Origin of the sequence: Allobosea sp. (assembly GCF_017308075.1) — a bacterium.
Lineage (GTDB): Bacteria > Pseudomonadota > Alphaproteobacteria > Rhizobiales > Beijerinckiaceae > Allobosea.
This window is the reverse complement of the sequence record NZ_JAFKFX010000028.1, coordinates 214,578-239,252: the sequence shown is the minus strand read 5'-3', so window position 1 is coordinate 239,252 and position 24,675 is coordinate 214,578. Positions and strand designations below refer to the sequence as shown.

Annotated in this window: 26 protein-coding genes; 14 read left to right on the top strand and 12 right to left on the bottom strand. The window is 68.6% G+C overall.

The window, feature by feature from the left end; all coding sequences use genetic code 11:
- Window positions 1–681: 681 nt before the first annotated feature.
- Window positions 682–1,770, bottom strand: a complete 1,089-nt coding sequence (locus J0J10_RS10595) for a P1 family peptidase (protein ID WP_465247190.1) — start codon at window positions 1,768–1,770, stop codon at window positions 682–684.
- 380 nt (window positions 1,771–2,150) lie between these two features.
- On the opposite strand from J0J10_RS10595, the gene J0J10_RS10590 reads away from it, so the two are divergent.
- The 4 genes from J0J10_RS10590 (at window position 2,151) to purU (ending at window position 5,655) form a co-directional block, all read left to right on the top strand.
- Window positions 2,151–2,825 carry a response regulator gene (locus J0J10_RS10590; protein WP_291646444.1) on the top strand — a complete coding sequence of 225 codons (675 nt, stop codon included), beginning with the start codon at window positions 2,151–2,153 and terminating at the stop codon, window positions 2,823–2,825.
- The gene (locus tag J0J10_RS10585) at window positions 2,822–4,210 is read left to right on the top strand and encodes a HAMP domain-containing sensor histidine kinase (RefSeq protein ID WP_291646443.1); all 1,389 of its coding nucleotides are present in this window, start codon (window positions 2,822–2,824) and stop codon (window positions 4,208–4,210) included. The genes J0J10_RS10590 and J0J10_RS10585 overlap by 4 nt, the downstream gene beginning before the upstream one ends.
- A 107-nt stretch (window positions 4,211–4,317) precedes the next feature.
- Entirely contained in the window at window positions 4,318–4,596 is a 279-nt protein-coding gene (locus tag J0J10_RS10580) for a GNAT family N-acetyltransferase (protein WP_291646441.1), read from the top strand.
- A 198-nt stretch (window positions 4,597–4,794) separates the two neighbouring features.
- Window positions 4,795–5,655: a formyltetrahydrofolate deformylase gene (gene purU / locus J0J10_RS10575; protein WP_291646440.1), complete on the top strand. Its 861-nt coding sequence runs from the start codon at window positions 4,795–4,797 to the stop codon at window positions 5,653–5,655.
- 102 nt (window positions 5,656–5,757) lie between these two features.
- Here the strand turns inward: purU and J0J10_RS10570 are convergent, their stop codons facing one another.
- Window positions 5,758–6,420, bottom strand: a complete 663-nt coding sequence (locus J0J10_RS10570; RefSeq protein WP_291636176.1) for a L,D-transpeptidase — start codon at window positions 6,418–6,420, stop codon at window positions 5,758–5,760.
- Window positions 6,421–6,472: 52 nt separating this feature from the next.
- The gene (locus tag J0J10_RS10565; RefSeq protein ID WP_291646438.1) at window positions 6,473–7,108 is read right to left on the bottom strand and encodes a DsbA family protein; all 636 of its coding nucleotides are present in this window, start codon (window positions 7,106–7,108) and stop codon (window positions 6,473–6,475) included.
- Window positions 7,109–7,295: 187 nt separating this feature from the next.
- Between J0J10_RS10565 and J0J10_RS10560 the strand changes: the two genes are divergently transcribed.
- Together J0J10_RS10560 and J0J10_RS10555 are read left to right on the top strand one after the other, a co-directional pair.
- Complete coding sequence (locus J0J10_RS10560; RefSeq protein ID WP_291646436.1) at window positions 7,296–7,958, top strand: response regulator; 663 nt, start codon at window positions 7,296–7,298, stop codon at window positions 7,956–7,958.
- Window positions 7,955–9,283 carry an ATP-binding protein gene (locus J0J10_RS10555; protein WP_291646435.1) on the top strand — a complete coding sequence of 443 codons (1,329 nt, stop codon included), beginning with the start codon at window positions 7,955–7,957 and terminating at the stop codon, window positions 9,281–9,283. The genes J0J10_RS10560 and J0J10_RS10555 overlap by 4 nt, the downstream gene beginning before the upstream one ends.
- A gap of 38 nt (window positions 9,284–9,321) precedes the next feature.
- On the opposite strand, the gene J0J10_RS10550 is transcribed toward J0J10_RS10555, so the two are convergent.
- From J0J10_RS10550 to J0J10_RS10525, 6 genes are all read right to left on the bottom strand, one after another.
- Window positions 9,322–9,549 (bottom strand): hypothetical protein, encoded by a 228-nt coding sequence (locus J0J10_RS10550; protein ID WP_291646433.1) that lies wholly within the window; start codon window positions 9,547–9,549, stop codon window positions 9,322–9,324.
- Window positions 9,550–9,628: 79 nt separating this feature from the next.
- Window positions 9,629–11,566, bottom strand: coding sequence for a mechanosensitive ion channel family protein (locus tag J0J10_RS10545; RefSeq protein ID WP_291646431.1), 1,938 nt, complete (start codon window positions 11,564–11,566; stop codon window positions 9,629–9,631).
- Window positions 11,567–11,734: 168 nt separating this feature from the next.
- The gene (locus tag J0J10_RS10540) at window positions 11,735–12,724 is read right to left on the bottom strand and encodes a TRAP transporter substrate-binding protein (protein ID WP_465247189.1); all 990 of its coding nucleotides are present in this window, start codon (window positions 12,722–12,724) and stop codon (window positions 11,735–11,737) included.
- Entirely contained in the window at window positions 12,721–14,586 is a 1,866-nt protein-coding gene (locus tag J0J10_RS10535) for a TRAP transporter large permease (RefSeq protein ID WP_291646428.1), read from the bottom strand. Before J0J10_RS10535 ends, J0J10_RS10540 begins: the two co-directional genes overlap by 4 nt.
- 4 nt (window positions 14,587–14,590) lie before the next feature.
- On the bottom strand, window positions 14,591–14,905 hold the full coding sequence (locus tag J0J10_RS10530) for an NIPSNAP family protein (protein ID WP_291636160.1): 315 nt from the start codon (window positions 14,903–14,905) through the stop codon (window positions 14,591–14,593).
- Window positions 14,902–15,153: a hypothetical protein gene (locus J0J10_RS10525; protein WP_291646427.1), complete on the bottom strand. Its 252-nt coding sequence runs from the start codon at window positions 15,151–15,153 to the stop codon at window positions 14,902–14,904. Before J0J10_RS10525 ends, J0J10_RS10530 begins: the two co-directional genes overlap by 4 nt.
- A gap of 63 nt (window positions 15,154–15,216) precedes the next feature.
- On the opposite strand from J0J10_RS10525, the gene J0J10_RS10520 reads away from it, so the two are divergent.
- From J0J10_RS10520 to J0J10_RS10485, 8 genes are all read left to right on the top strand, one after another.
- Complete coding sequence (locus tag J0J10_RS10520) at window positions 15,217–15,570, top strand: hypothetical protein (protein WP_291646426.1); 354 nt, start codon at window positions 15,217–15,219, stop codon at window positions 15,568–15,570.
- A gap of 221 nt (window positions 15,571–15,791) precedes the next feature.
- A complete protein-coding gene (locus J0J10_RS10515; protein WP_291646425.1) occupies window positions 15,792–16,313 on the top strand; it encodes a YcnI family copper-binding membrane protein in 522 nt (173 codons plus the stop codon).
- 45 nt (window positions 16,314–16,358) lie between these two features.
- On the top strand, window positions 16,359–17,954 hold the full coding sequence (locus J0J10_RS10510) for a copper resistance CopC/CopD family protein (RefSeq protein WP_291646424.1): 1,596 nt from the start codon (window positions 16,359–16,361) through the stop codon (window positions 17,952–17,954).
- 41 nt (window positions 17,955–17,995) lie between these two features.
- Window positions 17,996–18,475, top strand: a complete 480-nt coding sequence (locus J0J10_RS10505; RefSeq protein ID WP_291636151.1) for a copper chaperone PCu(A)C — start codon at window positions 17,996–17,998, stop codon at window positions 18,473–18,475.
- 198 nt (window positions 18,476–18,673) lie between these two features.
- Window positions 18,674–19,525 (top strand): SDR family NAD(P)-dependent oxidoreductase, encoded by an 852-nt coding sequence (locus tag J0J10_RS10500; protein WP_366825256.1) that lies wholly within the window; start codon window positions 18,674–18,676, stop codon window positions 19,523–19,525.
- A 177-nt stretch (window positions 19,526–19,702) separates the two neighbouring features.
- Window positions 19,703–20,701 (top strand): tonB-system energizer ExbB, encoded by a 999-nt coding sequence (exbB, locus tag J0J10_RS10495; protein ID WP_291646423.1) that lies wholly within the window; start codon window positions 19,703–19,705, stop codon window positions 20,699–20,701.
- Window positions 20,702–20,707: 6 nt separating this feature from the next.
- On the top strand, window positions 20,708–21,148 hold the full coding sequence (gene exbD / locus J0J10_RS10490) for a TonB system transport protein ExbD (protein ID WP_291646422.1): 441 nt from the start codon (window positions 20,708–20,710) through the stop codon (window positions 21,146–21,148).
- Window positions 21,145–22,005: an energy transducer TonB family protein gene (locus tag J0J10_RS10485; protein WP_291646421.1), complete on the top strand. Its 861-nt coding sequence runs from the start codon at window positions 21,145–21,147 to the stop codon at window positions 22,003–22,005. Before exbD ends, J0J10_RS10485 begins: the two co-directional genes overlap by 4 nt.
- Window positions 22,006–22,059: 54 nt before the next feature.
- Here J0J10_RS10485 and J0J10_RS10480 read toward each other — a convergent pair whose 3' ends face one another.
- The 3 genes from J0J10_RS10480 to J0J10_RS10470 all read right to left on the bottom strand — a co-directional run bounded on the left by J0J10_RS10480 (window position 22,060) and on the right by J0J10_RS10470 (window position 24,605).
- Window positions 22,060–23,307 carry an alpha/beta hydrolase gene (locus J0J10_RS10480; protein WP_465247188.1) on the bottom strand — a complete coding sequence of 416 codons (1,248 nt, stop codon included), beginning with the start codon at window positions 23,305–23,307 and terminating at the stop codon, window positions 22,060–22,062.
- A 139-nt stretch (window positions 23,308–23,446) separates the two neighbouring features.
- A complete protein-coding gene (locus J0J10_RS10475) occupies window positions 23,447–24,211 on the bottom strand; it encodes an SDR family NAD(P)-dependent oxidoreductase (RefSeq protein WP_291646418.1) in 765 nt (254 codons plus the stop codon).
- 103 nt (window positions 24,212–24,314) lie between these two features.
- Entirely contained in the window at window positions 24,315–24,605 is a 291-nt protein-coding gene (locus J0J10_RS10470) for a metal-sensing transcriptional repressor (protein WP_291636137.1), read from the bottom strand.
- Window positions 24,606–24,675 lie beyond the last annotated feature (70 nt).

Here is a 24,675-nt window from a genome sequence, read left to right as displayed (position 1 = left end):
TCAACACGCTTCATGAAAGTTTTTCGACAAAAACACCCAAGAAACAAAAAAGACCACAAAAACAACAGCTTAAGACAATCAACAAACACCCCGGAACAACACCACAACACCACAATCCCCAAAAACAACCCTGAAGGCCCGGAAACAGTGCACCAGGCTCGGGCCATCCGCCCTCCCCCGACCGCCCCATCGGCGCCTGCGCCCAAATATGTTGATCGCCAGCGTGTGCCTGGTGCTGCTGCCGCCGATAATCAGCTGACGTTCCACCTCGCAGCATCGGCCAAGCGCTATCGGCGCTTCCGCCTGATTGCCTGCCGTCGTCCGGACACTGTCAGGGTCGATGCGCTCGCGGTCATGCCGCTGGCCGGGAGGCTCTCTGCCGCGATGAACGATCGCCTCACGCGCACTTTACCGGTGGTCCGGACCTGTGACGCGCCTGGCCTCGGCCATCCCCGACGCCGTCAAGGAGCGCCAGGGCCGGGACACGGCCGCAGCTCCGGCCTCCGTTCGAGACGAAGGACCGACAGAGGAGTTTTGCGCGCGTGCGCGGTCTCGCGTGCGCGCTAGGCAGGATCGTCCGCAGACCTGCCTACGAGGTTTTCGGGAAGCCCTGTTCCCAGGAAAGCGGCCGCATCTCGGCGCCGGCAATGGCCCGGGTCGAGCAAGGCTCGCTGCCGGGGCTCAGCCGATCAAGGGCTTTCCCGCTCCGCCATCGTAATCGCGCCAGGCCGGAAGGTCGTGCTCCGGCAGACTCTCCGCGCTCATGATGGCGCGCGCCACCGCATGCGCCATCACCATCGCGGCGATCGTCCCGATCACAGTGACATCGGCGCTGACATCCACCGCCTTGCCAGTCGAAAGCGCGAAGATGGTGTCGCCATCGAACATGGTGTGGATCGGGTTGATGCTGCGGGCGAACCCGTCATGGGCCATCTGCGCGATTTTGCGCAGCTCGGCCTTGCCGAAGGGCGCGTTGGTCGCGATCGCGCCGATCGTGGTGTTGGCGCCGCCGAAACCCGCCACGCCATAGCCGCCCATCATCGCAGCGACCGTATCGCGGAAGCCGCTCCCCTCGCCGCTGCGCGCGCCGGCGAGGATCCGGCCGTTTCGGGGATCATAGACATCGCCGACGGCGTTGACCGCGACGATCGCGCCGACGACGATCCCGGTGCCCGGTACGGCCCAGCTCGCCGTGCCGAGCCCGCCCTTCATCGCGAACGCCGGACCGAAGAGCTTGCCGATGCTCGCGCCGGCGCCGGCGCCGACATTGCCCTGCGCCGAAGGCTCCCGCGTCGCGGCGAGGCAGGCGGCATAGCCGGCATCGGCATCGGGCCGGACCGAGAAATCGCCGACGCCGAGATCCATCAGCACCGCAGCCGGGACGATCGGCACCACGCCGGCGCCGATCGGGAAGCCATGCCCGCGCTCCTCCAGATAGCGGGCCACGCCGGTCGCCGCCGCGAGGCCATAGGCGCTGCCGCCGGAAAGCAGCACCGCCTGGACCTTCTGGACATAATTGCTGGGATCGAGCAGGTCGGTCTCGCGCGTGCCGGGCGCGGCGCCGCGGACATCGACGCCCGCCACCGCTCCCTCCTCGCAGAGGATGACCGAACAGCCGGTCGGGCGAGCGGTCAGGCTGTAATGCCCCAGCTGGATGCCGGGCACGTCGACGATGCAGCCGCCGAGAATGTCGCTTCGATGGTCCAAGGTCATCGCCCTTCCCTTATTCACAGATCGCCATGTCGCAGCCGGAGCACGGTCAGCAGGTATTCAGGTGGGGCACGACAGGCGAGCATGACACCGGTAAAGCGGCCGCGAAACTCGGCGCGGCCGAGGATGTCAGCTGAAGCACTAGCGAGCGACAGATTGCAGTTACGTTAAGAACTCGACGCTCCCTGCATTCCGACCGGCTGCGATCATGTCTTGCGATGACCGCAGATCAAGTGGCACGTATGCAGCAACCTTACGGCAGAGGACGGCGGCAGCAGGAACGGCTCGGCCGCGCTCGCGGCGCCGAGAGCAAGCCGCCTGGGCGCCATTTGCGATTGCGCAAGGATTGAACCGCTTATCTAGGCGCGGCTTTTCGAAGGGGGGTTCGTCGCGGATCGGCAGGTTTGCCGTCACCGGCGGCCAAGGATGGGCTTGCGGCTTTGAGATTACTGCTCATCGAAGACAATGACGAACTCGCCGGCCTGATCGAAGGCCAGCTCCAGGCCGGCGGCTATGGCCTCGACCGGGTCGACTGTGTCGCCGATGCGATCGCAGTGCTGGACTCGCGCAGCTACGCTGCGATGATCCTCGATCTCGGCCTGCCCGATGGCGATGGCCTCAAGGTCCTGCGCCATGTCCGCAGCCGCCAGCTCTCCTTGCCTGTGCTGATCCTGAGTGCGCGCGGCGCCATGGACGAGCGGGTCAAGGGCCTGGAGCAGGGTGCCGACGACTATCTTGCCAAGCCCTTCGCCTTCGAGGAGCTGAAGGCGCGCCTTGCGGCGCTGCTGCGCCGGCCGGGAGCCCTGCTCGGCGCGCAGCTGACCGTGAGCAATCTCGTCTTCGATACGCAGGGCCGTCAGGCCAGCGTCGAGGAACGGCCTCTGCCCCTCTCCGCGCGCGAGACCCAGCTGCTCGAGCTGCTGATGCGCCGGGCCGACAGGATCGTGCCGAAGAACGCGGTCGAGGACCAGCTTTTCGGGCTCGACGACGAGTTCGGCTCCAATGCCGTCGAGGTCTATATCCACAGGCTGCGCAAGCGGCTGCAGGACGGCAAGGCCGCGGTGACCATCAATACGGTGCGCGGGGTCGGCTATGTGTTGACGGCGGCCCCATGATCCGGCCGGGACGCAGCCTGCTGTCGAAGATATTCCTGCTGCAGGCGCTGGTTCTGTGTCTGGCGGCGCTGGCCGTCCCCCTTGCCATCGACGCGATGCTGAAGCGGCGCGCCGCCTTCTTCGAGCAGAAGGTCCTGACTGACCGGGCCCGGCTGGTCGCGGAGGCGCTGGCCGTCACGCCCGACGACAGGCTGGCGCTGGCGCCGGGGCGCTATTCGCGGGAAGGCGAAAGCGGGGAGTTCGGCTATGCGGTGGTCGACACGGCCGGGACGGTATCGCTCGCCTCGTCGCCTTTCGCCGAAGGCCTGCTGGGTCCACTCGGCCGAAGCGAGAAAACCCAATTCTCCTCGCTGGCGGCGGAGGGCCGCCAATATCGGGCGGTGAGCTTCCCCGTCACGGTCGAGAACCGGCCCTATTGGGTGATGCTGGGCTGGAATCTCAGCGAAGAAGATGTGATCCACGACGATCTGCTGCACAATTTCCTGTGGAGCGCCCTCGCCGTCGCGGCGCCGTTGCTATTGCTGCTGCTCCTTCTCAACGCGCTGATCGTGAAGCGCTTCTTCCGCCCGGTGCTGGGCCTCTCCCGGCAGGTCGCGGCGCTGGATCCGGGCCGCAGCGATCTGCGCCTGCCCACGAAAAGCCTGCCCGCCGAGATCCTGCCGCTCGCCGAGGCTTTCAACCTCGCGCTCGAACGGGTCGAGCAGAGCTACCAGGTCCAGAAGGAGTTCACCGCCGACGCCGCCCATGAGCTGCGTACGCCGCTCGCGGTCCTCGATGCGCGCCTGCAAACCCTGCCGGAATCGGAAGCCCGCGCCGCTTTGCTCGCGGATGCAAGGCTGATGGCGCGGATCGTCAACCAGCTGCTCGACATGGCGACCCTGGAGCAGGCGGGCCGGGACGGCGGCGAGACGGACCTGCTCGAGATCAGCCGCTCCGTGGTCGGGGACCTCGCGATCGAGGCCATCAAGAAGGGGCAATCGCTCGGGCTCATCGAGCCGGAAGGCCTGACCAGCCTGCGTGTCCAGGCGCAGGAGCAGGATGTCTGGCACATGCTGCGCAACCTCGTCGAGAACGCCATCCGCCACACGCCGGCGGGCACCACGATCGACGTCGTCCTGGAGAAGGATGGCAGCCTGACCGTCCGGGACGACGGGCCGGGCATTCCGGAGGAGCTGCATGAGCATATCTTCAAGCGCTTCTGGCGGCGCAAGCGCAGCGGCAATGCGGGTGCCGGGCTCGGCATGGCGATCGTCCAGCGCGTCGCGCAATCCAATGGCGGCTCGATCACGCTGCACTCGGCCGAGGGTCGAGGCACTGCCTTCGTCATCCGCCTTCCGCTCGTGCCAGACGCAGAACCGGCGCTGGGGCTCCCCCGCCTGCATTGAGCACGCCGTTCTTTTGAGACTTGACGCACCGGGCGTGCTGCTGGTCACCTGCCGAAACGATCCGCGCGCGGCGGCTCGCTGACGCAGACCCACAGGAAGGGCCGCCGATGGACAATGCCGTCGTCGACAGACCGGATCAGAACCGCTTCGAGCTGGCGATCGGCGATGAGCTCGCCCTCGCCTATTATCGCATCGAAGGCGATCATATCGTCCTCACCCATACCGAGGTTCCGCAGGCGCTTTCGGGCCAGGGCGTCGGCTCGCGGCTGGCGAAGGGCGTGTTCGAGCAGATCCGCGCCGGCGGGCGCAAGGTCGTGCCGCGCTGCTCCTTCATGGCGGGCTGGGTCAGCCGGCATCCGGAATACAACGACATCCTCGCCGGCTAGACCGCGTCAGCGAGCCTCACCCTCGGGTCGCACACAGACCTTGCGGAGCGCCAGGCCGAGCCGATAGGTGGGCGAGGCCGCCCGGGCGCCACGAAATGCATGCGTCCGGCCAGCATCCGATACCGACCGAACTGCCCGCCGGCGCTTCGACAGCCGTCCTTCGATCTGCGGGGGGCGATGACCTTGAGAGCCCCTTTCATGCCGACCGAACAATACCTCCTGACCCTCTCCTGCCCGAACCGCCCGGGCATCGTCGCCGCGGTTTCACGGCATCTTTTCGAGAACGGCGGCAACATCCAGGAAGCCAACCAGTTCGACGATGTCGAGACCGGCGACTTCTTCATGCGCGTCGTCTTCAATTTTCCGGAGGCTGGCTCGCTCGCGCAGTTCCGCGAGGGCTTCGGCGCGATCGCCGAACGCCATGCGATGACATGGCATGCAAGGCCGCGCCGGGAGCGCCAGCGGGTGCTGCTGCTGGTCTCGAAATTCGACCATTGCCTGGCCGATCTGCTCTATCGCTGGCGCACCGGCGAGCTCGACATGGAGATCGCCGGCATCGTCTCGAACTATCCGCGCGAGATCTATCAGCACCTCGATTTCGACGACATCCCCTTCCATCATCTGCCGATCAGCAAGGACACCAAGCCGCAGCAGGAGGCTCAGATCTGGGCGCTGGGGCAGGAAACGCGCGCCGATCTTGTCATCCTCGCCCGCTACATGCAGGTGCTGTCCGACGACCTCGCCGGCAAGCTCAGCGGGCGCTGCATCAACATCCACCACTCCTTCCTGCCGGGGTTCAAGGGCGCCAAGCCCTATCATCAGGCGCATTCGCGCGGCGTGAAGCTGATCGGCGCCACCGCGCACTACGTGACGGCCGATCTCGACGAAGGGCCGATCATCGAGCAGGACATCGAGCGCATCAGCCATCACGACACGCCCGAGGATCTCGTCCGCAAGGGCCGCGACATCGAGCGGCGCGTCCTCGCCCGCGCCGTCGCCTGGCATCTCGACGGACGCGTGCTCGGCAATGGCAGCAAGACCGTGGTCTTCCGGGACTGAGGCAGAAGGACCAGCCTCGGCCACGCACGAAGCGAAGGGATCGACCGGTGGGCCGCTCCCTTCGATGCGGAATGGGCTTCGTGCGGGAAGCGGAGCGCCTCGCTAGAGAACCACCACCTTCGAGCCGCTCGGGATGCGGTTGTAGAGGTCGATCACATCCTGGTTCATCATCCGGATGCAGCCGGAGGAGACCGCTTCGCCGATCGTCTCGGGCTCGTTGGTGCCATGGATGCGGTAGAGCGTGTCCTGGCCGTTCTTGAACAGATAGAGCGCGCGGGCGCCGAGCGGGTTGTTCTCGCCGCCGGCCATGCCGCCGGCCCATTTGGCATAGCGTTCCGGCTCACGCCGGATCATGTCCCGCGTCGGCGTCCAGCGCGGCCATTGCGCCTTGCGCTCGACCACCGCCGTGCCGCTGAATTCGAGCCCGGCCTTGCCGACGCCGACGCCGTAGCGCAGCGCCTTGCCGCCCTCCTGCACCAGATAGAGGAAACGGTTCTTCGGATCGACGACGAGCGTCCCCGGCTCGTGCTTGGTCGGATAGTCGACGAGCTTGCGGACATAGCGCGGCTGAAGATCGGCGAGGTTGACCGCCGGGACATGGAACTTCTCGGTCTCGAGCGCGCTGTAGCGCTGGGCCACCAGCGGATCGATGGCAGGCGCGGCAGCGACCTGCGGCGGCGGGGGCCGCACGGTGGTGCAGGCGGCCATGGTCAGGGCGAAGGCGATGACGGCGAGACGTTTCGCCGGCAGGAAGGCGCAGATCATGCGAGGCTTTCGGCTGAGAGGGGTAGAGCGGCGAACGGAAGCGGCGCCTGGGCTATTTTCCGGCCTGCCTGGCGCGCGCATCGGCGACCACCTGCTTGAAGCCGGCATAGTCGAGCGCCGCGGTCCGGAACGGGCCGACGAGATAGGCTGGCGTGCCTTCGAGGCCGATGGCGTCGGCCTGGGCGAGATTGCGCCGCAGCAGCGCGGTGATCGCCTCCGACTTGGTCTTGAGATCGGCCTGGAGGCGGGGCATCTCGACACCAGCGGCCTGGATCGCCCCGAGGATCTTGTCTTTGGGGATGCGCATGCTCGGCAGGGTCATCAGGGCATGGTGGGCCGCTTCGTACTTGCCCTGATAATGCGCTGCGAGGGCGAGCTGCGCGCCATAGACCGAGGCGTCGCCGAGGATCGGCCAATCCTTGTAGACCAAGCGGATCTTGCCATCGGTCTTGACGATGCGGGCGAGATCGGGCGCCGCCTTCTTGCAGTAGGGGCAGTTGTAGTCGAGGAAGGCGGCGATGGTGACGTCGCCCTTCGGGTTGCCGGCATTTGGTGCCTCGGGATCGTTGAGCACCGCGTCGGCGCCGGTCTCGACGGCGAAAGCGGGCCGGGCGCCAAGCAGCGCCGGAACGCCGGCGATGGCAACGCCGGATGCAGCCAGTCGGATGAGCGCGGCACGACGGTTCATGGGAATCTCCAGCAGGACGGCGGGGGAATGACGGGGACCGGGCGGCAGGAGCGGCTCGGCCGGCACGGGCGGCAGATGGCGGCAGGACATGGGCGACCTTTCGATCGGTTGAAGCTGCCCTGTCGAAATTCCAGCTTAAGCCAGCCTTAAGGCTGGGCTGGCTGGTCGCGGGCGAAGGAGCGAGCGGATGCGCATTCTCGTGGTCGAGGACGACCCGATCCTCGCCGACGGCCTCGCCGTCGGCCTCGGCCTTGCTGGCATGACGGTGGACCGGGTGGAGAATTGCGCCGATGCTCGCGCGGCGCTCGCGACCTCGGCCTTCGACGCGATGGTGCTCGACCTGATGCTTCCGGACGGCTCCGGGCTCGACGTGCTCGGCGAGATGCGGCGCAGCGGCAACCGGACGCCCGTCCTCCTGCTGACCGCGATGGACGATACGCCCGATCGCATCCGCGGCCTCGACAGTGGCGCCGACGACTATCTCGGCAAGCCCTTCGACCTCGACGAGCTGGGGGCCCGCGTGCGGGCGATCGCGAGGCGCGGCAGCGGCCGGGCTGCGCCCCGCCTGAGCGCCGGCGGTGTCATGCTCGATCCGGCGAGCCTCTCCGCGACGTTGAACGACACGCCGCTCGCCCTGTCGCGGCGCGAGTTCGCGGTGCTCTCGGCCCTCATGGAACGGCCCGGGATCGTGCTCTCGAAATCGGAGATCGAGGACCGGCTCTATGGCTGGCAGGAGGAGATCGAGAGCAATGCGGTGGAGGTCCACATCCACCATCTGCGCGCCAAGATCGGCCGCGATGCGATCGAGACGGTGCGCGGCCTCGGCTACCGGATCAGGGCGATCTCATGAGCTCACTGCGCGGACGGCTCTTCGCGATCCTGCTGACGGCGACCGGCGTGATCTGGCTCTCCGCCGTGGTCTGGATCTATTCCGGCACCCATAGGGAGCTAGAACGCGTCCTCGACACCCGTCTCCAGGAGGCGGCGCGTATGGTGAACTCGCTGGTCGGAAGCGCCAACATGACGGTCGCGATGGCGGCGCTGCCCAATCAGCAATTCGAGCCCCTCGGCTATGAGCGCCAGCTTTCCTGCCAAATCTGGTCCTTCGACGGCCGTCTCGTCGCGCGCTCGGACGGCACACCCCCCGGCCGCCTGACGGAGGCTCCCTCGGGCTTTTCCGACCGCATCGTCGATGGCGAGCCCTGGCGCGTCTACACCGTCGCCAACGAGACGGCCGGAATCCACATCATGGTCGGCGACCGGCTCGGCCTGCGCGACCGCCTCGTCTCGGAGCTGATCAAGGGGCTGCTCGCCCCGGCCCTGCTGATCGCACCGCTGCTCGGCCTGCTGATCTGGATCAGCCTCGGACAGGGACTGCGGCCGCTGCGGGCCATGGCCAATGAGGTGCGCTCCCGTGAGGCCGACGATGTCAGGCCGATCGACAGCGCCCATGCCCCGGCCGAGGTGAAGCCGCTCACCGAGGCCCTGAACGACCTGTTCGCGAAGGTCGAGACGGCACGCCGGCACGAACGCGAGGTCACCGCCTTCGCCGCACACGAGTTGCGCACGCCGCTGGCGGGGCTGAAGACACAGGCGCAGATCGCGATGGCGACAGAAGATCCGGCGGTGCGGCAGGGAGCACTGCAGCGGATCGTGCTTTCGGTCGACCGGACCACAAGGCTGGTTCGGCAACTTCTGGCCCTGACGAAGCTCGATGCGGGCGGCCCGCCGCCCACCCCAGAGACGGTGCCCGTCGGCCTAGTCTTCGACGAGATCACCGACAATGCGCACGGCGCCGGACCACAGGTCTCGGTCGCGATCGATCCGGCGCTCCGGGATCTTATGATCCGGGCCAGCCGCGAGTTCCTGACCCTGGCGCTACGGAACCTGCACGAAAATGCCGTCCAGCATTCGCCTGTTGGCGGCAAGATCGTCTGGCGGGCAACCGCGAGCGGCCTTGGCATCGCCATCGAAGACGAGGGCCCGGGCATCCCGGAGGATGAGATGGCGCTCGTCACGCAGCGCTTCTTTCGCGGCCGGCACAAGAGCGCGCTCGGCACCGGCCTCGGCCTCGCCATCGCCGACGCCGCAGCACGGCGCATGGGCGCCTCACTACGGCTGAGCAACCGGCTCGACCGCTCGGGCCTGCAGGCCGAGATCGAGCTCGGCGCCTGAAACTGCGGAGGCAGGCAGACGCCCGCGGGCCGGGCGGCTCAGCCTCCGCGCGCCTCGACCACCTTGCGGCAGCTCTCGGAGAGCTTGGCCTTGTTGTCACGCAGGCAGGCGTTCATCTGCTCCGACTTGCCGACGAAGGAGGCACAGAGCTTGACCGCATCGGAGCGGCAGGCCGCACGCTCCTGGGCCGTCGGCTCGGCCTGGGCGAACACTGGCGAGCCGGCCAGCAAGAGACTGGCGCAAGCGCCGACAAGATACCTGGTCATCGCATCGTCCTTTCATCGTGAGCCGCCCCCCGCGGCCCGGGGTAACGGGGATCGAAGGGAAAGCGGGGCGGCGTTTCGATCATGGCATCGCCCCGGAGGGTTTCCCGGGCACGGGATCTGCCGCCGAGGCGCTATCCGGAACCCCAGTCGCCGAGGCTTCCGCAGCAGGTGGCGAGGCCGGCAGCTCCGCGATGGCGACCGAGACCGGGCCCGGAGTGCCGGTCATCCGCGAGTCCTCGACCACCTCCTCGATCAAATGCCGCACCAGCGGTGGCACGCGCTCGATCGCCGGCGCCACCATGTCGAAGCCGAAGCCGATGCTGCCGCCGGTGCCGTCCTGCGGTTCCGTCCGCAGCATCGCGATATCGCCGACGATCGCGGCATGGATCGTCGGCTCGCTGCGCAGGGCAGCGACCGCGTTGCGCCTGAAGCGGGTCATCCCCGCCTGGCCCGGCGGCGCCGCGAAGGGCACATCGACAATCACATGCACCAGCCGGCGGCTGTGGTTGGTGACGGTGCCGAGTTCACCGAGCGGGATGGTGTGGACGCGTCCCGACTCGTCACGCAGGCGAACGCTGCGCAGGTTGATCTGCTCCAGCCGGCCGCAACGGCCGGCGGCCTCGATGGTCTCGCCGAGCCGGAAGACGTCGTCGAGCATGTAGAAGACGCCCGAGACGATATCCTTGACCAGGGTCTGCGAGCCGAAGCTGATCGCCAGGCCGGCAATGCTGGCACCGGCGAGCAAAGGCGTGGTGTCGATTCCCATGGTCGAGAGCGCGATCAGCAGGAACACGACCCCGATCAGCCCGATCGCGACGAAGCGCAGGATCGGCAGCACGGTGGTGAGCCGCGCCATCCGATCATCCCCCGACGCCGTTCCGAGCTCCGCCTCGCCGGGTGTGAGCTTCGCCTCCGTCCAGACGTGGATCGCCGCCGAGAGGGTGACGGCGAGCACGAGGACGAAGGAGGCGAAGGTCAGGCGGTGGGTGAAATTGAGCCAAGCCTCGGGCGTGAAGCCGCCGAATACGTCCCGCCACCAGAACTGGATGACGATGCGGACCAGCAGCGCCGCCGCCAGCGCGTCGACCACGACGCGGACGACGAAGAAACGGCGCATGATCTCCGGCTTGCGGGAATCGCGGATGCTCACGGCCAGCGCCCGATCGAGCGCGACCGCCAGCAGCAGGATCACGATCATGCCGACAGCACCGCGATAAAGGTCGAAATCGAGCCCGATCCAACCCCAGACCCAGAAGCTGAACAGCAGGAGCACCATCCCAGAGGCGAGCAGGCGCGAGACCATCGGCAGGCCATGGCGGCCGAGATCCCGCAGCAGCCGCAGCGCCGCCAGCGCCATGCAGAGCGCCACGACCCAGGAGATCAGCCGCAGCGAAGGCAGAGGCAGCCCCATACGCTGCGCCGCGCCGAGCAGTGCATTGTGCAGGTGGCCGACGGCGAAGATGATGCCGAACTGCCAGACCGCCTTGCGGGCGCCGTGATCGTCGACCGCGACCAGGCGCAGGCGGCGCATTGTCGGCTGGAACAGGATGTGCAGCAGCGTCAGCAGCAAAAGCCAGCGGATCAGCCCCGTCGTCAGATCGCTCGGAAAGGTGCTCGTGCCGGGCGCGATGCCGAGGACGCGGACCAGCAGCACCCTGCCCGTCACGGTCGCCGCGAGCACCACCAGCGCATCGAGCCCCGTGACCCGCATGATCCCGGCGAAGGCCGAGCGCGCCGCGCCGGCTCGCTGGCGGCGATGCCTCAGCAGATGCCCGGTCAGCAGATAGACTACGAGCACGGCGCCGGCGACGAGCAGTGCCTCGGCCAGAACCACCCAGGCGGAGGGCGAACCCGGCAGGATGCGCCAGAGCGCGTCCGGCAGCAGGGGCGCAGCGTCGAGCGCCGCCAGGGCCTCCGCCTCGATACGCTTGAGCAACAGCGTCACGCCGTCCAGCGGCGAGGCCATCGCCGAGGCCGGCACCGGCGCTGCGGCCGGAACTGACGGGCCGCTCTGCATGCGGCGTTCCCCACTCTTCGCGCATCCGCGCAGCTTGCCGCTGCTTCGACGAACAGGATCGGCGCACCGGCCGATGCGCCATCCCCCTACGTCATGGGATAATCGAAGACGTGGCCGCGATCCAGATTGTCCCGGCGCGTTTCATGGCCCGGGGAGCAACCGAAGCCCTCAGGCGCTACCGGCGATCGCCTCGATCTTCTCGATGCCGCCGAGCTTGGGCGCGAAGGAAGTCCAGAGCTTGCGGGCGCCGGCCTCCCAGCCGGCCCGGTCCTCGGGCTGGGCGACCTTGCCGCCCTCGGCCTTGGCCTTGGCCATCGAAGCCTCCTCATCGGCGATGATGAGCTCGTCGAAATAGGCAGCCCCTTCCACCGCCGCAGCCGCCAACGCGGCCCTGTCCTCGGCGGAGAGCGATTTCCAGAAAGGCGCCGAGACATAGACCACGCCGGTCGCCCAGATATGGCCGGTCTCGATCAGCCAGGGCACGACCTCATGCAGCTTGAAGCCGACATAGGCGGATTTGGTCAGGTCCATCGCGTCGACGACGCCGCTCTTCAGCGCATTGTAGGTTTCCGGAATCGGGATCGGCGTCGGGAAGGCCCCGAAGCCGGACCAGAGCTCGGTGTGCAGCGGGCTCTGGATCACCCGGATGCGCTTGCCCTTGATGCCGGCCGGCGTGGTGATCGGCTCCTTGGCGAGGAGATGGCGGGCGCCATAGTTGATGAACCCGAGCACGACGAAGCCCTGCGCTTCGTATTTCGCCTTGAGCTCGTTCCCAAGCGTCCCGGCGAGCACGCGCTTCAGATGGCCGCGGTCGCGGAACAGGAAGGGAAGGTCGAGGATCTGGCCCTCCGGCACCCAGCCGGACAGGGCCGAGATGGTCGAGAGCGAAGCCTGGACCGAGCCGAGCTTGATGCCTTCGGCGACCTCCTTCTCGCCCCCCAGCGCGGCATTGGCGACAATGCGCAGGTCGAAACGACCCGGTGCGGTCTTCGCGAGGATCTCGGAGATCTTGCGCCAGATCCGGGTTTCCGGCTTGTCCTCGCCGAGCAGCGAAGCGACCGTGACCGGACGGCCGGCAGCGAGGCCTGCACCTGCGGAGAGAAGCGCGGGCGCTGCGACGAGCCCGGCGGCGATCTGGCGGCGGGTGAAGGACATCAGAACAGCTCCTTGATCGAAGGCGAAAGTGAGGGCCAGGCGGCGGCGCCGAGGCAGAGGACCGCGAGCGCCGCAAGCAGGCTGGCGAGCAGCGGCAGCACCGCCCTGAACACCGAAGCGGCGGGCACGCGGGTGATGCCGCTGACGACATAGACGAGGATGCCGAGCGGCGGCGTCAGCCCGTGGATCATCAGGTTGACGACGAGGACGACGCCGAACTGGATCGGATCGAGGCCGGCCGCGATCGCCACGGGCAGCATGAGCGGCGCGAGCAGCAGGATTGCGGCGCCGATATCGAGGAAGAGCCCGGCGACGAGCAGGACGAGGTTGGCCAGCAGCATCACCGCATAGGGCCCGCCACCGAAGGCGGTGACGAGAGCGGCCATGTGCTCGGAAACCCGGTCGACGGCGAGCAGGAAGGCGAAGGGGGCCGAAGCCCCGATCAGCAGACCGACAGCCGCCGCCTCGCCGGCCGAGCTGCGCAGGGCCCGGCCGACACCGGAAAGATCGAGGCTGCGCAAGGCGAGGCAGACGACGAGCGCATAGGCGACCGCCAGAGCCGAGGCCTCCGTCACCGTGACCACGCCGAAGCGGATGCCGACCACGACGACGACGCCGAGCCCGATCGCCGGCAGCGCCCCGACGAAACTGCGCCCCCGCTCGGTCGCCGTGGCCTTCGGAGCCTCATCGACAACGCCGCGGACGCTGAGATGGATGCCGATGGCGAGCGCCGGCACCAGCACCGCGCCGGCTACGAAGCCGCCGACCAAGAGCGAGCCGACCGAGAGATTGGTCGCCGTCGCCAGGATCAGGAAGGCGATCGAGGGCGGGATGATGTTGTCGAGCATCGAGACGCCGGCAACGATCGCCGCCGCATTGGCCGGCGGGTAGCCGCGCGCCACCAAGGCAGGAGCCATCACCTTGGCGCCGAAGGCGGCGTTCGCCACCGAGGAACCGGAAGCGCCGGAGAACAGCGTGCTGGCGACCAGCGCCGTCTGCGCCAGACCGGCGCGCCAATGCCCGACGAGCGATGCGGCAAAGCGCACCAGCCGCTCGGCGAGGCCGCCGGCGGTCAGGAGTTCGCCGGCGAGCAGGAAGAAGGGGATCGCCAGCAGCAGGAACTTCGAGACGCCGGAGACGGTGTTCTGGACGATCGCCGGCTCGGGCAGCAGGCCGCCGAACGGGCCGGAGAGCGAGACGCCAGCAAGCAGCGCGAAAGGCAGCGGCGCACCGATCAGCAGGCCGATCCCGGCCGCAAGCGCCGCAACCAGGCTCGGCGTCGTCAGCGACAGGCCCGTCGTGCTCTGAGCGGCGAGGTAGAGGCCGATGCCGAGAAGCAGCGAGGCCAGGGCGGCGGCAGCCGAGCGGTCTAGCGCGGCCCGCCAGAGCAGGAGCAGCACCGTCAGCCCTCCGCCGATCGCGAATGCGGCGAAGCGCAGGCTCTCGGGCAGGCCGAGCACGGTCGAGGTGCCGCCGACCAACGCGGCAACGCCGGCCCCGCCGATGGCGATGACGAGCGCACCATGGATCGCGATCGCATCGGCAAGGATCGCCGCCAGGCGCTGCCCGGCTCCCGGCAGCAGCCGGACGAGGACGTCGAGCCGCATCGACAGGGCGCTGGTCGCGGCCAGCGGCATGCCGAGCGCGACCAGCGCGACATTGAGCCAGATCGCGAGCTCGTCGGACCAGATCAGCCCGGCACCGAAGAGATAGCGGCGCAGGACGGCCAGCATGACGATGGCGAAGAGCAGACCGAGCACGGCCGCCCCCAGCCATTCGAGCACCGCCGAGACGCCGGCGAGCCAGCGCTCGCCCTGTCGGCGAAGCGCGGGCGAAGCCGGCGTTCGGGCAGCAGCGAGATTCACAAAGCTAGCGCAGCGGCGAGAAATCTGTCGGCCGCAGGATGCGGCTGCGCATCTCCAGCACATAGGGAGCGGCCTTGGCGCGGAACTCCTGCCAGCGCGGATCGGCCTCCATCGCCGCGCGCCGGCGCTCGCGGTCGCCGGCATCCTCGAAACGCCACATATGGACGACCTCGTTGACGACACCGCTATCGGTGGTGAACCAGCCGATCAGCTGGCCGAGATGCGAGACCTGCAGCGCCATGCCCTCCTTCACATAGAGGTCGAGATAGTCGCGGACATGGGCCGGCTTGATCGCGTAGGTGCGTTCGTCGAGGATCATGAAACAACCTGTTCCTGGGCTGCGGTGCGATCGCGGCGCAGCCTGTCGAATGCCCGGTCCTGCCGGGCGACGGCCGGTCCGAATGCCGGGCCAAAACCGGCGCGGAGGATCGCGGCCGAACCGAAGCCGGTCAATAGAACCGACCACCTTAAAGCGCCAGCGCCGTAGAAGGATTTTCTCCTTCTGGTCGAGGACACGGCCTGCGGCAACGCGCCCGCCCCTGCGAAATTGACGCGCCGCGCCGCCATGCTATCGAAGGGGCAGGAGGGCAGAGCTTGTCCGCAATACGCCGCAAAGCAGGATGGAGCCGGTTGGCCGCGATCGCCGCCGCCTATCTGCTCGTGCTGCAGGCGGTGTTCGGCGGACTGGCCTCCGGCGCGCATGCGGCCGGCATGAGCCTCGACCGCTCGCTGGGCATGACGCTCTGCGCGCCCGGAGAGATGCCACCCGCCGATGGCGGCGCCGCGCCCCAAGAGATGCCGAGCTGCTGCATGCTCGGCTGCTTCCTCTCAGGTTCCGGCGCGCCCGCCGCGACGGCCGGCTTCACCCCGGTCATCCATCGCCCGGTCGATCTGATCGCCTTCCAGCTCAGGCGCGACCTGCCGCATGGCTTCGCCGCCGGGCGTTCCCCGGCCAATCCGCGCGCGCCACCCGCCGCCATCTGAGCCCGCCCGCGCAAGGCGCGCCGGCAGCTCCCCGCCCTTTCACGTCAGGCCGCCCCGCCCGCGCAGGGCCGGCGACCGCACAGCGTGCAATGGGCGACCTTCTCAGCAAACAGCGCCTTCGTTGCTCCCGCTCAACCTGAGCGGCCCGCGCGCAGGCTCATCCTCAGGGCAAGCTCGCCCCTTCGCGCCCCCGCGGCCGAAGACGCCAAAGGCTTCAGACCATGTCGAAATCCGCATTCCTCGCGGCAGCGTTCGCCGCTCTCGCCACCTCCCCGACCCTCGCCCATGTCACGCTCGAAACCCAGCAGGCCGCGATCGGCTCGACCTACAAGGCGGTGCTGCGCGTGCCCCATGGCTGCAAGGGCGCTCCGACGATCAAGGTCCGCATCCGCGTGCCGGAAGGCATGATCGCGGTGAAGCCGATGCCGAAGGCGGGCTGGGCACTGGAGACGGTGAAAGGCAAATACGGCAAGACCTACGACTATTACGGCACGCCGACCGCCGAGGGCGTCACCGAGGTGGTCTGGAGCGGCGGCAAGCTGCTCGACGAGCATTACGACGAGTTCGTGCTGCGCGGCTATCTCACCGCCGACCTCAAGCCCGAGACGACGCTGCACGTGCCGGTCGTCCAGGAATGCGAGGGCGGCGGCGTCGAGCGCTGGATCGAGATCCCGGCCGAGGGCAAGAGCGCAGATGATTACAAATTCCCGGCGCCCGGCCTCAAGCTCATCCCGAAAAAGTAAGGCGAAGGCGGCCGGGCCTCGTGCCCGGCCGCCGGCTCCAAGCCCATGATCCGGCGCCTCTTCATCCTTCTCATCCTGCTCGCGGCCTGCGCCGCGGCGACGTTGCGGCCCGGCTCCGCCCTCGCCCATGCCGCGCTCGTCACGACGCTGCCGGCGGACGGTGCCGTGATGGCGCGCGCGCCCGCGCAATTCACGCTGAGCTTCAGCGAGCCGGTCTCGCCGCTGGTGCTGCGCCTGATCGGCCCGGACGGGGCGGCCAAGACGCTCGAACGCTTCTCGCTCGGCGACAGGACGCTGACGATCGAGGCGCCGGCCGATCTCGCCGAGGGCAGCCATGTGCTGAGCTGGCGGGTGATCTCCGAGGACGGCCATCCCGTCGGTGGCTCGGTGGTGTTTTCTGTCGGAAGGCCGAGCGAAAGGCCGCCGGAGGCAAGCTCGCAACGAAACTTGCCGGTCACCCTGGCGCTCTGGCTGGGGCGCGTCGGGCTCTATCTCGGCCTCGCCCTCGGCATTGGCGGCGTCGCCTTCTCGGCCTGGGTCGGGCCCTTGCCCGCGAGCGCGGGCAAGCCGCTCCGCCTCTTCCTCCTCCTCGGCCTCGCCGCCCTGCCGCTGGCCTTAGGCGCGCAGGGCCTCGACGCCCTGGCCGCCCCGGCTTCCGACGTCTTGCGTCCAGAGATCTGGCGGGCCGGGATCGGCAGCAGTTTTGGCCGCACCGCCGCAATCGCGAGCCTGGCCCTGCTGGCTGGGCTGATGTCGCTGGCGCGGACAGGGGGCGCCGGACGCGCGCTCGCAATCGCCGCCCTGCTCGGTGCCGGGCTGGCGCTGGCGGCGAGCGGCCATGCCAGCGCCGCCTCGCCGCAATGGCTGATGCGCCCCGCCGTCTTCCTGCACGGGCTCGCCATGACGGCCTGGGCCGGCGCGCTGCTTCCCCTCGCTCTGGCTTTGCGCGAGGCCGGCGGAGCTGATGCGCTGACCCGGTTCTCGCGCCGCGTGCCATTGGTCCTGGCCATCCTGCTCGCCAGCGGCGTCGCCCTCGCCATCGTCCAGGTCGAGCAGCCCGGTGCGCTGCTGACCAGCGCATACGGCCTCGTTCTCACGGCCAAGCTCGCTTTGGTCGCCGCCCTGCTGGGGCTCGCAGCCTTCAACCGCTACCGACTGACCGCGCCGGCGCGAGAGGGCGCCGAGCCGGCTCGGCTCCGCCTGCGACGCGTGATCGGCGTCGAGATCGTGGTCGTCCTGGCGATCCTCGCCACTGCCGCACTCTGGCGCTTCACGCCGCCGCCCCGGGCCTTGGCGGTAGCCGTCGCCGCAGCGGCGCCGGCCTCGGTCCATATCCACAGCGACAAGGCGATGGCCGAGATCAGCATCATGCCGGGACGGGCAGGCCCCAGCAGCGTCTCAATCTCCCTGCTCAACGGCGATTTCGGCCCGTTCACGGCCAAGGAAGTGCGCCTCTCGCTCGCCAACCGCTCCGCCGGCATCGAGCCGGTCGAACGCCCGGCGCTGCGCCAGCCCGACGGCAGCTGGCTGGTCGAGGCACTGACCCTGCCCGTAGCCGGACACTGGAGCGTCGAGATCGAAATCCTGGTCTCGGATTTCGAAATGCTCCGCCTGAACGACACCATCGAGATCAAGCCTTGATTCCCATTCAACCTTTTCAACCCGGCTAAAGGAGCCTCAAGATGAACTCTCTCATTCGTATGTCCGCCGCCCTGGCCTTCTCGCTCGTGGGGTTCTCGGCCCTGGCCAACGACTACACCGCCGGGCCACTCAAGCTCGAACAGCCCTGGACGCGGGCGACGCCGGCCGGCGCCAAGATCGCCGGCGGCTATCTCGTGGTGACCAATACCGGCAGCGCCCCGGACCGCCTGCTCGGCGGCAGCAGCGAGGTTTCCGGCAAGGTGGAGATCCACGAGATGGCGGTGAAGGACGGCGTCATGACCATGCGCGGCCTGCCCGATGGCCTGGTGATCAAGCCCGGCGAGAAGACCGAGCTCAAGCCCGGCAGCTACCATCTGATGCTGATGGATCTGAAACGTCAGCTCAAGGAGGGCGAGAGCATCAAGGCGACGCTCAATTTCGAGAAGGCCGGTGCCGTCGCGGTCGAATTCACGGTCCAGTCGGTCGGAGCCCGCGCCCCGGCCGGCGGCCACAAGCACTGAGCACGAGCGCCGACCTCTCCGACAGGCATCACTGCCGCGGGGCGGGCCCCTCCCCGCCCTGCGGCATTACGTTTCGGCAGGGGCTAGCCGAAGGGAGATCGCCGACTCGGCGTTTCTGTTTCATAGAGCTGGTGCGCGATCCGCCGGGCGGGTCGAAGGGACCGGCCCGCCGCCGGCCATGCTGATGGAGCCCTGCCGATGACGCTTTCGGCGATCTATCCCGACCTCGCTGGGCGCGCGGCCCTGGTCACTGGCGGTGCCGACGGTATCGGCAAGGCCATCGTCGTGGCACTGGCAGCGCAGGGCTCCAAGGTCGCGTTCCTCGACCGCGACGCCGCTCGCGGCGATGATCTGGCGGCGGAACTGGCGGCCGCGGGCCGCACCGTCTCCTTCCACGCCGTCGACCTGCGTGACATCCCGGCGACACGAGCCGCCATCGCCGAGGCGCGCGCGCTGTACGGCCCCTTCGCGATCGGGATCAACAATGCCGGCCATGACGAGCGGCATGATTTCGATCAGGTGACGCCGGAGTACTGGGACGACCGCCTCGCGGTGAACCTCCGGCCGATGATGTTCGTGGCACAGGCCCTGGCGCCCGATATGCGCGGGCTTGGCGGCGGGGCGCTGGTCAACCTGTCCTCGACCTCGTGGATGAAGGGCTCGCCGCACATGATCGCCTATACGACAGCCAAATCGGCCGTGCTCGGCTTCACCCGCTCGCTGGCCCGCGGGCTCGGCCCGGACGGGATCAGGGTCAATTGCGTCACACCCGGCTGGGTGATGACCGAGCGGCAGCGTACGCTCTGGGTCACTCCGGAGAAATGGCAGGCGGCCCAGCAGGCTCAGTCGATCAAGGGCGACATCCTGCCGGCCGACATCGCCGCCATGGTGCTGTTCCTCTGCGCGGACGCCTCGCGCATGTGCACCGGCCAGAACTTATCGTCGATGCAGGGACGGTCTGAGGGGGCGCCGGGCGGTCCATCCGCACCGTGCGTTCCGCCGGCCGGCCGCAACCCCGACGCGGTCAGCCGCACTTTAGAAAGCATGTAAATTATTGTATTTGCTAAGTTATCTTGTTTGTCTTAACTGCTGCGAACGGTCGTACCGGCGGCGTCCTGCCCGGATGCATCCCCAGCGGCCACGATACGGCCGAGCGCCCGCCTGTCATCTCGCGAACCTCCGGCGCTCCCATCAGAAGGCACTCGGCCCAGGCTACGGAACCATTCGATGCAGCGTTTGATCGGCCTTGTCCTGCTCGCGATGAGCCTCGCCGCCCTCCCCGGAGCGAGCGCGCTCGCGCAGAGCATTCCTTCGCCCGCCGCTCCGGCCCTGCCCGCCGAGGCGCAAGTCCAATCCGCGCCGACGATTCCCGAAGGCGTGCCCCACGGTGCGATCGGCGGTCCCTCCACCCCATCCACGATGACGCCGCTTTCGCCGCTGCCCGCACCGAACCCGACCGTGGTCGCGCCGGCGACCCTGCCGCATGACCTCTCCGCCTGGGGCATGTTCATGGCGGCCGACATCGTGGTGAAGGCGGTGATGGTCGGACTCGCTTTCGCCTCGCTGGTGACCTGGACGATCTGGCTCGCCAAGGCCGTCGAACTCGCCGCCGCCAAGGCCCGCGCCCAGCGCGCGACGCGCCGGCTGCAACAGGCCGGCAGCCTCGACGAAGCGGCGCAGGCGATCGCCGGGCGCAAGAGCCAGGGGCATGGGCCGGTCGCGTTCCTGGTCGCCGCCGCCCAGAACGAGCGCGAGCGCTCCGCCGATCTCGGCGAGGAAGGCATCAAGGAACGCGTCGCCATCGCCCTGTCGCGGATCGAGGCCCGGGCTGGGCGCAACATGGCGCGCGGCACCGGTCTGCTGGCGACGATCGGCTCGACCGCCCCCTTCGTCGGCCTGTTCGGCACGGTCTGGGGCATCATGAATTCGTTCATCGGCATCAGCCAGGCGAAGACGACCAATCTCGCTGTGGTTGCGCCCGGCATCGCCGAGGCGCTGCTGGCAACCGCGATCGGCCTCGTCGCGGCGATCCCGGCGGTGATCATCTACAACGTCTTCTCGCGCTCGATCGCCGGCTATCGGGCGACGCTGTCCGACGCGTCCGGCGAAGTGCTGCGCCATCTCTCGCGCGATCTGGAACGGATGCGCCGCGCCCCGCAGGCGCGCGCCGGGCTGCATGCGGTTCCGGCACAGGCCGCGGCGCTGCCGCGCGCCCGGGCGGAGTAGGCGGAGATGGCGGTTTCGCTCAAGGAGCCCCAGGACGGCGATCTCGCCGAGGTCAGCGAGATCAACGTCACGCCGTTCATCGACGTCATCCTGGTGCTGCTGATCATCTTCATGGTGGCGGCACCGCTCTCCACCGTCGACGTCGCGGTGGACCTGCCGGTCTCGAACGCGCAGCCGCAGCCCCGTCCGGAAAAGCCGGTCTTCCTGACCGTGAAACAGGATCTCTCGCTGGCGCTGGGCAATGACAGCGTGGCGCGCGAGCACTTGCAGGACGTGCTCGACCGCCAGACCGGCCATGACCGCGAGCAGCGCGTGTTTCTGCGAGCCGACGGAGCCGTCGCCTATCGCGAGCTGATGGAGGTGATGAACAGCCTGCGCCAGGCCGGCTATCTCAAGATCGCGCTGGTCGGGCTCGAGGACACCGGCCAGGGAGCGACGAAGCCATGATCGCGATCGCCCCGCAAAGACGCGGCCTCGCCGCCCTGCGATGGGCCGCGGCGGCGCTCACCGTCGCCTCGGTCCATGGCGGCGCGGCGTGGGTCGCGCTCAACTGGCGCCCGGCAGAAGCCGCCGCCGGCGCGCCCGAGCCGGCCGTGATGATCGAGCTTGCCGCCCTCTCGATCGCGCCAGAGGCACCGGCCGAGGACCTGCCGGTCGCGCCCGAACGCGTCGAGCCCGAAACCGAGCCGACGCCGGAGCCAGAGCCGGTCGAAGAAACCCTGCCGGAGCCGGAGCCCGAACCCGAGCCAATGCCGGTCGAGCAGCCGGAGATCGAGCTGCCGCCGCTTCCGGCGATCCCGCAGCTCGACGCGGTGTTGCTGCCGCCTCCTAAGCCCAAGGAGGTGGAGAAGCAGCCGCCGCCGAAACCGAAGATCGTCGAGAAGAAGGTGCGGCCGAAGAAGCTGGTGGAACGCCGGCGGGTCGATCGCGAGCGTCCGAAGGCGCGCGAGGCCGCCGCGCCGCAGGCCTCGACGCCGACAGGCGCGGCGCCGTCCATGGCACAGGGCGCGGCCTCGCGCCCCAGCGTCTCCAGCGCGTCATGGCGCGGCATGCTGATCGCGCATCTGAACCGCCACAAGCGCTTCCCGGCCGGCGCCAATCCCGGCACGGTGCAAGTCGCCTTCGCGATCGACAGGGGCGGACGGGTGCTCTCGGCACGGGTCGTCGCCTCCTCCGGCGACACCGCGCTCGACGCCGAGGCAGCGGCGATGATCCGGCGGGCCAGCCCGGTTCCGGCGCCGCCGGACGGCGTCGGCGGTGGCGGAACCGTCTCGCTCTCGGTGCCGGTGCGCTTCAACCGCTGAGGGGGCAAGGCCGCGAGAAAGCCTGGTCGGGGTCAGCGCTCGACCGGGCGATCTTCACCTTTGCTGGCTGGCACGCTCCAATGGCGCGGCCACGGCCTGCCCGGTGGCATCGCCGGCATCCTTGATGCTGCGGCCGAGCTCCTCGACCTTGTCGCCGAAATTATTGCGCGTATGCGGGTCGATGACCGCGATCGGCGCCGAGACGACGAGGCCGGCCGCGGTACCGACGGCCGCAGCGGCCGAGCCGGTCGCCTGGATCAGCCGGTCGCCGAGGCCGACGCGCGAATCGGTGATCGGCTGGCCGGAGACCAGACGCGTGCCGATCAGCTTCACCACTTCGGGGCTCTCGGCGAACTTGCCATGGTTGAGGCTGTCGCCGCTCTTGAGCTTGGTCAGGTTGAGGACGGTGATCTTGTCCGCCTCCATCTCGCTCTTATAGGGCTCGACGTCAGGGTCGATCGCCCCCAGGCGCGCGGTCGAGCCCCAGACGCGGCGGGAGACCGCGAGCGCCCGATCGTCCTGCGAGACGAACAGGGTGAATTTCGGCTTGCGCCCCTCCATCTCCTTGACCTGGGTCCGGAAGACGTCGACGTCGACATCGGGCGAGGCCAACATGACGTTTGCGATCTTCGCGGGAATGCCGCGATTGCGGATCGCCATCAGCGTCAGCGCCTCGAGCGTGACCCAGTTGCCCATGGAGTGGGCGAGGATCGAGACCTCGCCGACGGCCGGGTCGCGGGCGAGCGCCTGGAGCAGGTTCTCGAGCGCATGGCGGGAGTAGTTGGAACTCTCGCGATCATAGCCATAGGCGAAGATCGAGCCACGCGAGGGCCAGGTGAACAGCACCGGTACGACCTCGGCGCCGGAATCATGGACGATCTGGGCGAAGCGATAGACCGCATCCTCGAAACGGTTGTTGAAGCCGTGGATGAAGACCATGACACGGCGCTTCGGCACTTTCGACGCCGCCGCATGCAGACGCGCCAGCGCGGCGGTCCGATCGAGCTTGTCGACCTTCAGCGTGACGAAATCGGTCGCCGGGTTGCCGGGCAGCCGGCTCGGCCATTGCACCTCGCCGATCGTGCGCTTCTCGTCAGGCGGCAGCGAGACGGTGATCTCGGCGAAGGCGCTCTTGCCGCGCTCGCCCGAGAACAGCACGCCCTCATCCGCATCGGGCGCGCGCGTCGTCGCGACCAGCATGGTCACCTTGCTGGTGCCCGGCGCGCCCGCGGCGACGGGCCCGAGCACGCCTTTGACGTCACCGGCGCAGCCGGCCAGCAGCCCGGCCAGCAGAAGCGCCACCGGCGCGGCAGAACGTCGATGCCGGACCGTGGCCGGATTGCTGCTCAACACTGTCACAGGCCACCCCGAGCCACCCCAACGGCCCGACCATTGTCGGCGCCGACGCGCGGCGTCAAGCGGCACGTCGGCGCTATGCCGGCTACACCATGAACTGGCCGCCATTGACCTCGAGGGTCTGGCCGGTGACGTAGCCGCTCATCGACGGGCTGGCGAAGAACAGGAACGCCCCGACATTCTCCTGCGGCGTGCCGACGCGACCCATCGGAATCGTCTGGCGCATGGCCTCGATCTGCTGCGGCGTCGAATAGCGCTCGTGGAACGGCGTCATGATCACGCCGGGCGAGACGGCGTTGACGCGGATCCCGAAGGGCAGGAACTCCTTGGCCATGCCGCGGGTCAGGTTGAGCACGAAGGCCTTGGAGCTGGCATAGAGCGAGGACCCCGGACCGCCGCCATTGCGGGCCGCGACCGAGCTCAGATTGATGACGCTGGAATGGCCGGACTGCTTGAGATGCGGCAGCGCGGCCTTCGAGGCCATCACCACCGAGCGGACATTGAGGTCGACGACGCTGTCGAAGAAGGCGTCGTCCACTTCCCCGATCGGGGTGCGCTTCACCAGCGCGCCGGCATTGTTGACGAGGACATCGAGCCCGCCGAGCTTTTCGGCTGCCTTGCCGACGAGATCCTCGGTCGCGGCGCTGTCGGAGACATCAGCCTTGAGCGCATGCGCCTCGCCGCCGGCGGCGCGGATCTCGGCGACGACCGCATTGGCCTCCGCCTCGCTCGACTTGTAGTGGACGATGACGCGCATGCCATGCGCCGCATAGGCCTTGGCGACGGCCGCACCGATGCCGGTGCTGGAGCCGGTGATCAGGGCGCGCATGCCCTTCAGATCCTCAAGCATAGTTCCTCCACTTCGGATTAAATCGTTTCAACCGCGATCATGCGCGACAGGGGGCGAGATCGCCAGCGCCGTGCAGGCAACCCGGCCATTCGCTGGCGCCGGCTCAGAGGAACCTGGTCATCGCCTTGAATTCGGCCAGCAGCTCGCGCGAGCCATCCGGGATATGGCCGGCAGCCTCCTCCAGGCAGTGGTCGATATGCTCCTGGATCAGGATCTTGCGGGCATTCGCGATCGCTCCCTCGACCGCTTGCAGTTGCTGCGCGATGTCGAGACAGGAGCGGACATCGACCACCATCTCGATGGTCGCACGCAGATGGCCCTCGGCCCGCCTCAGCCGGGTGATGACCTCCGGGTGTCGATGATGGTGGATCTTGGCGTGGGCATCGTCCTGCATCTTGATCCTATCCTCCTGGGGAGGTTATAGGCCGGTCCAGCCGCTGCACAAGCGGACCCCGATCAGGCAG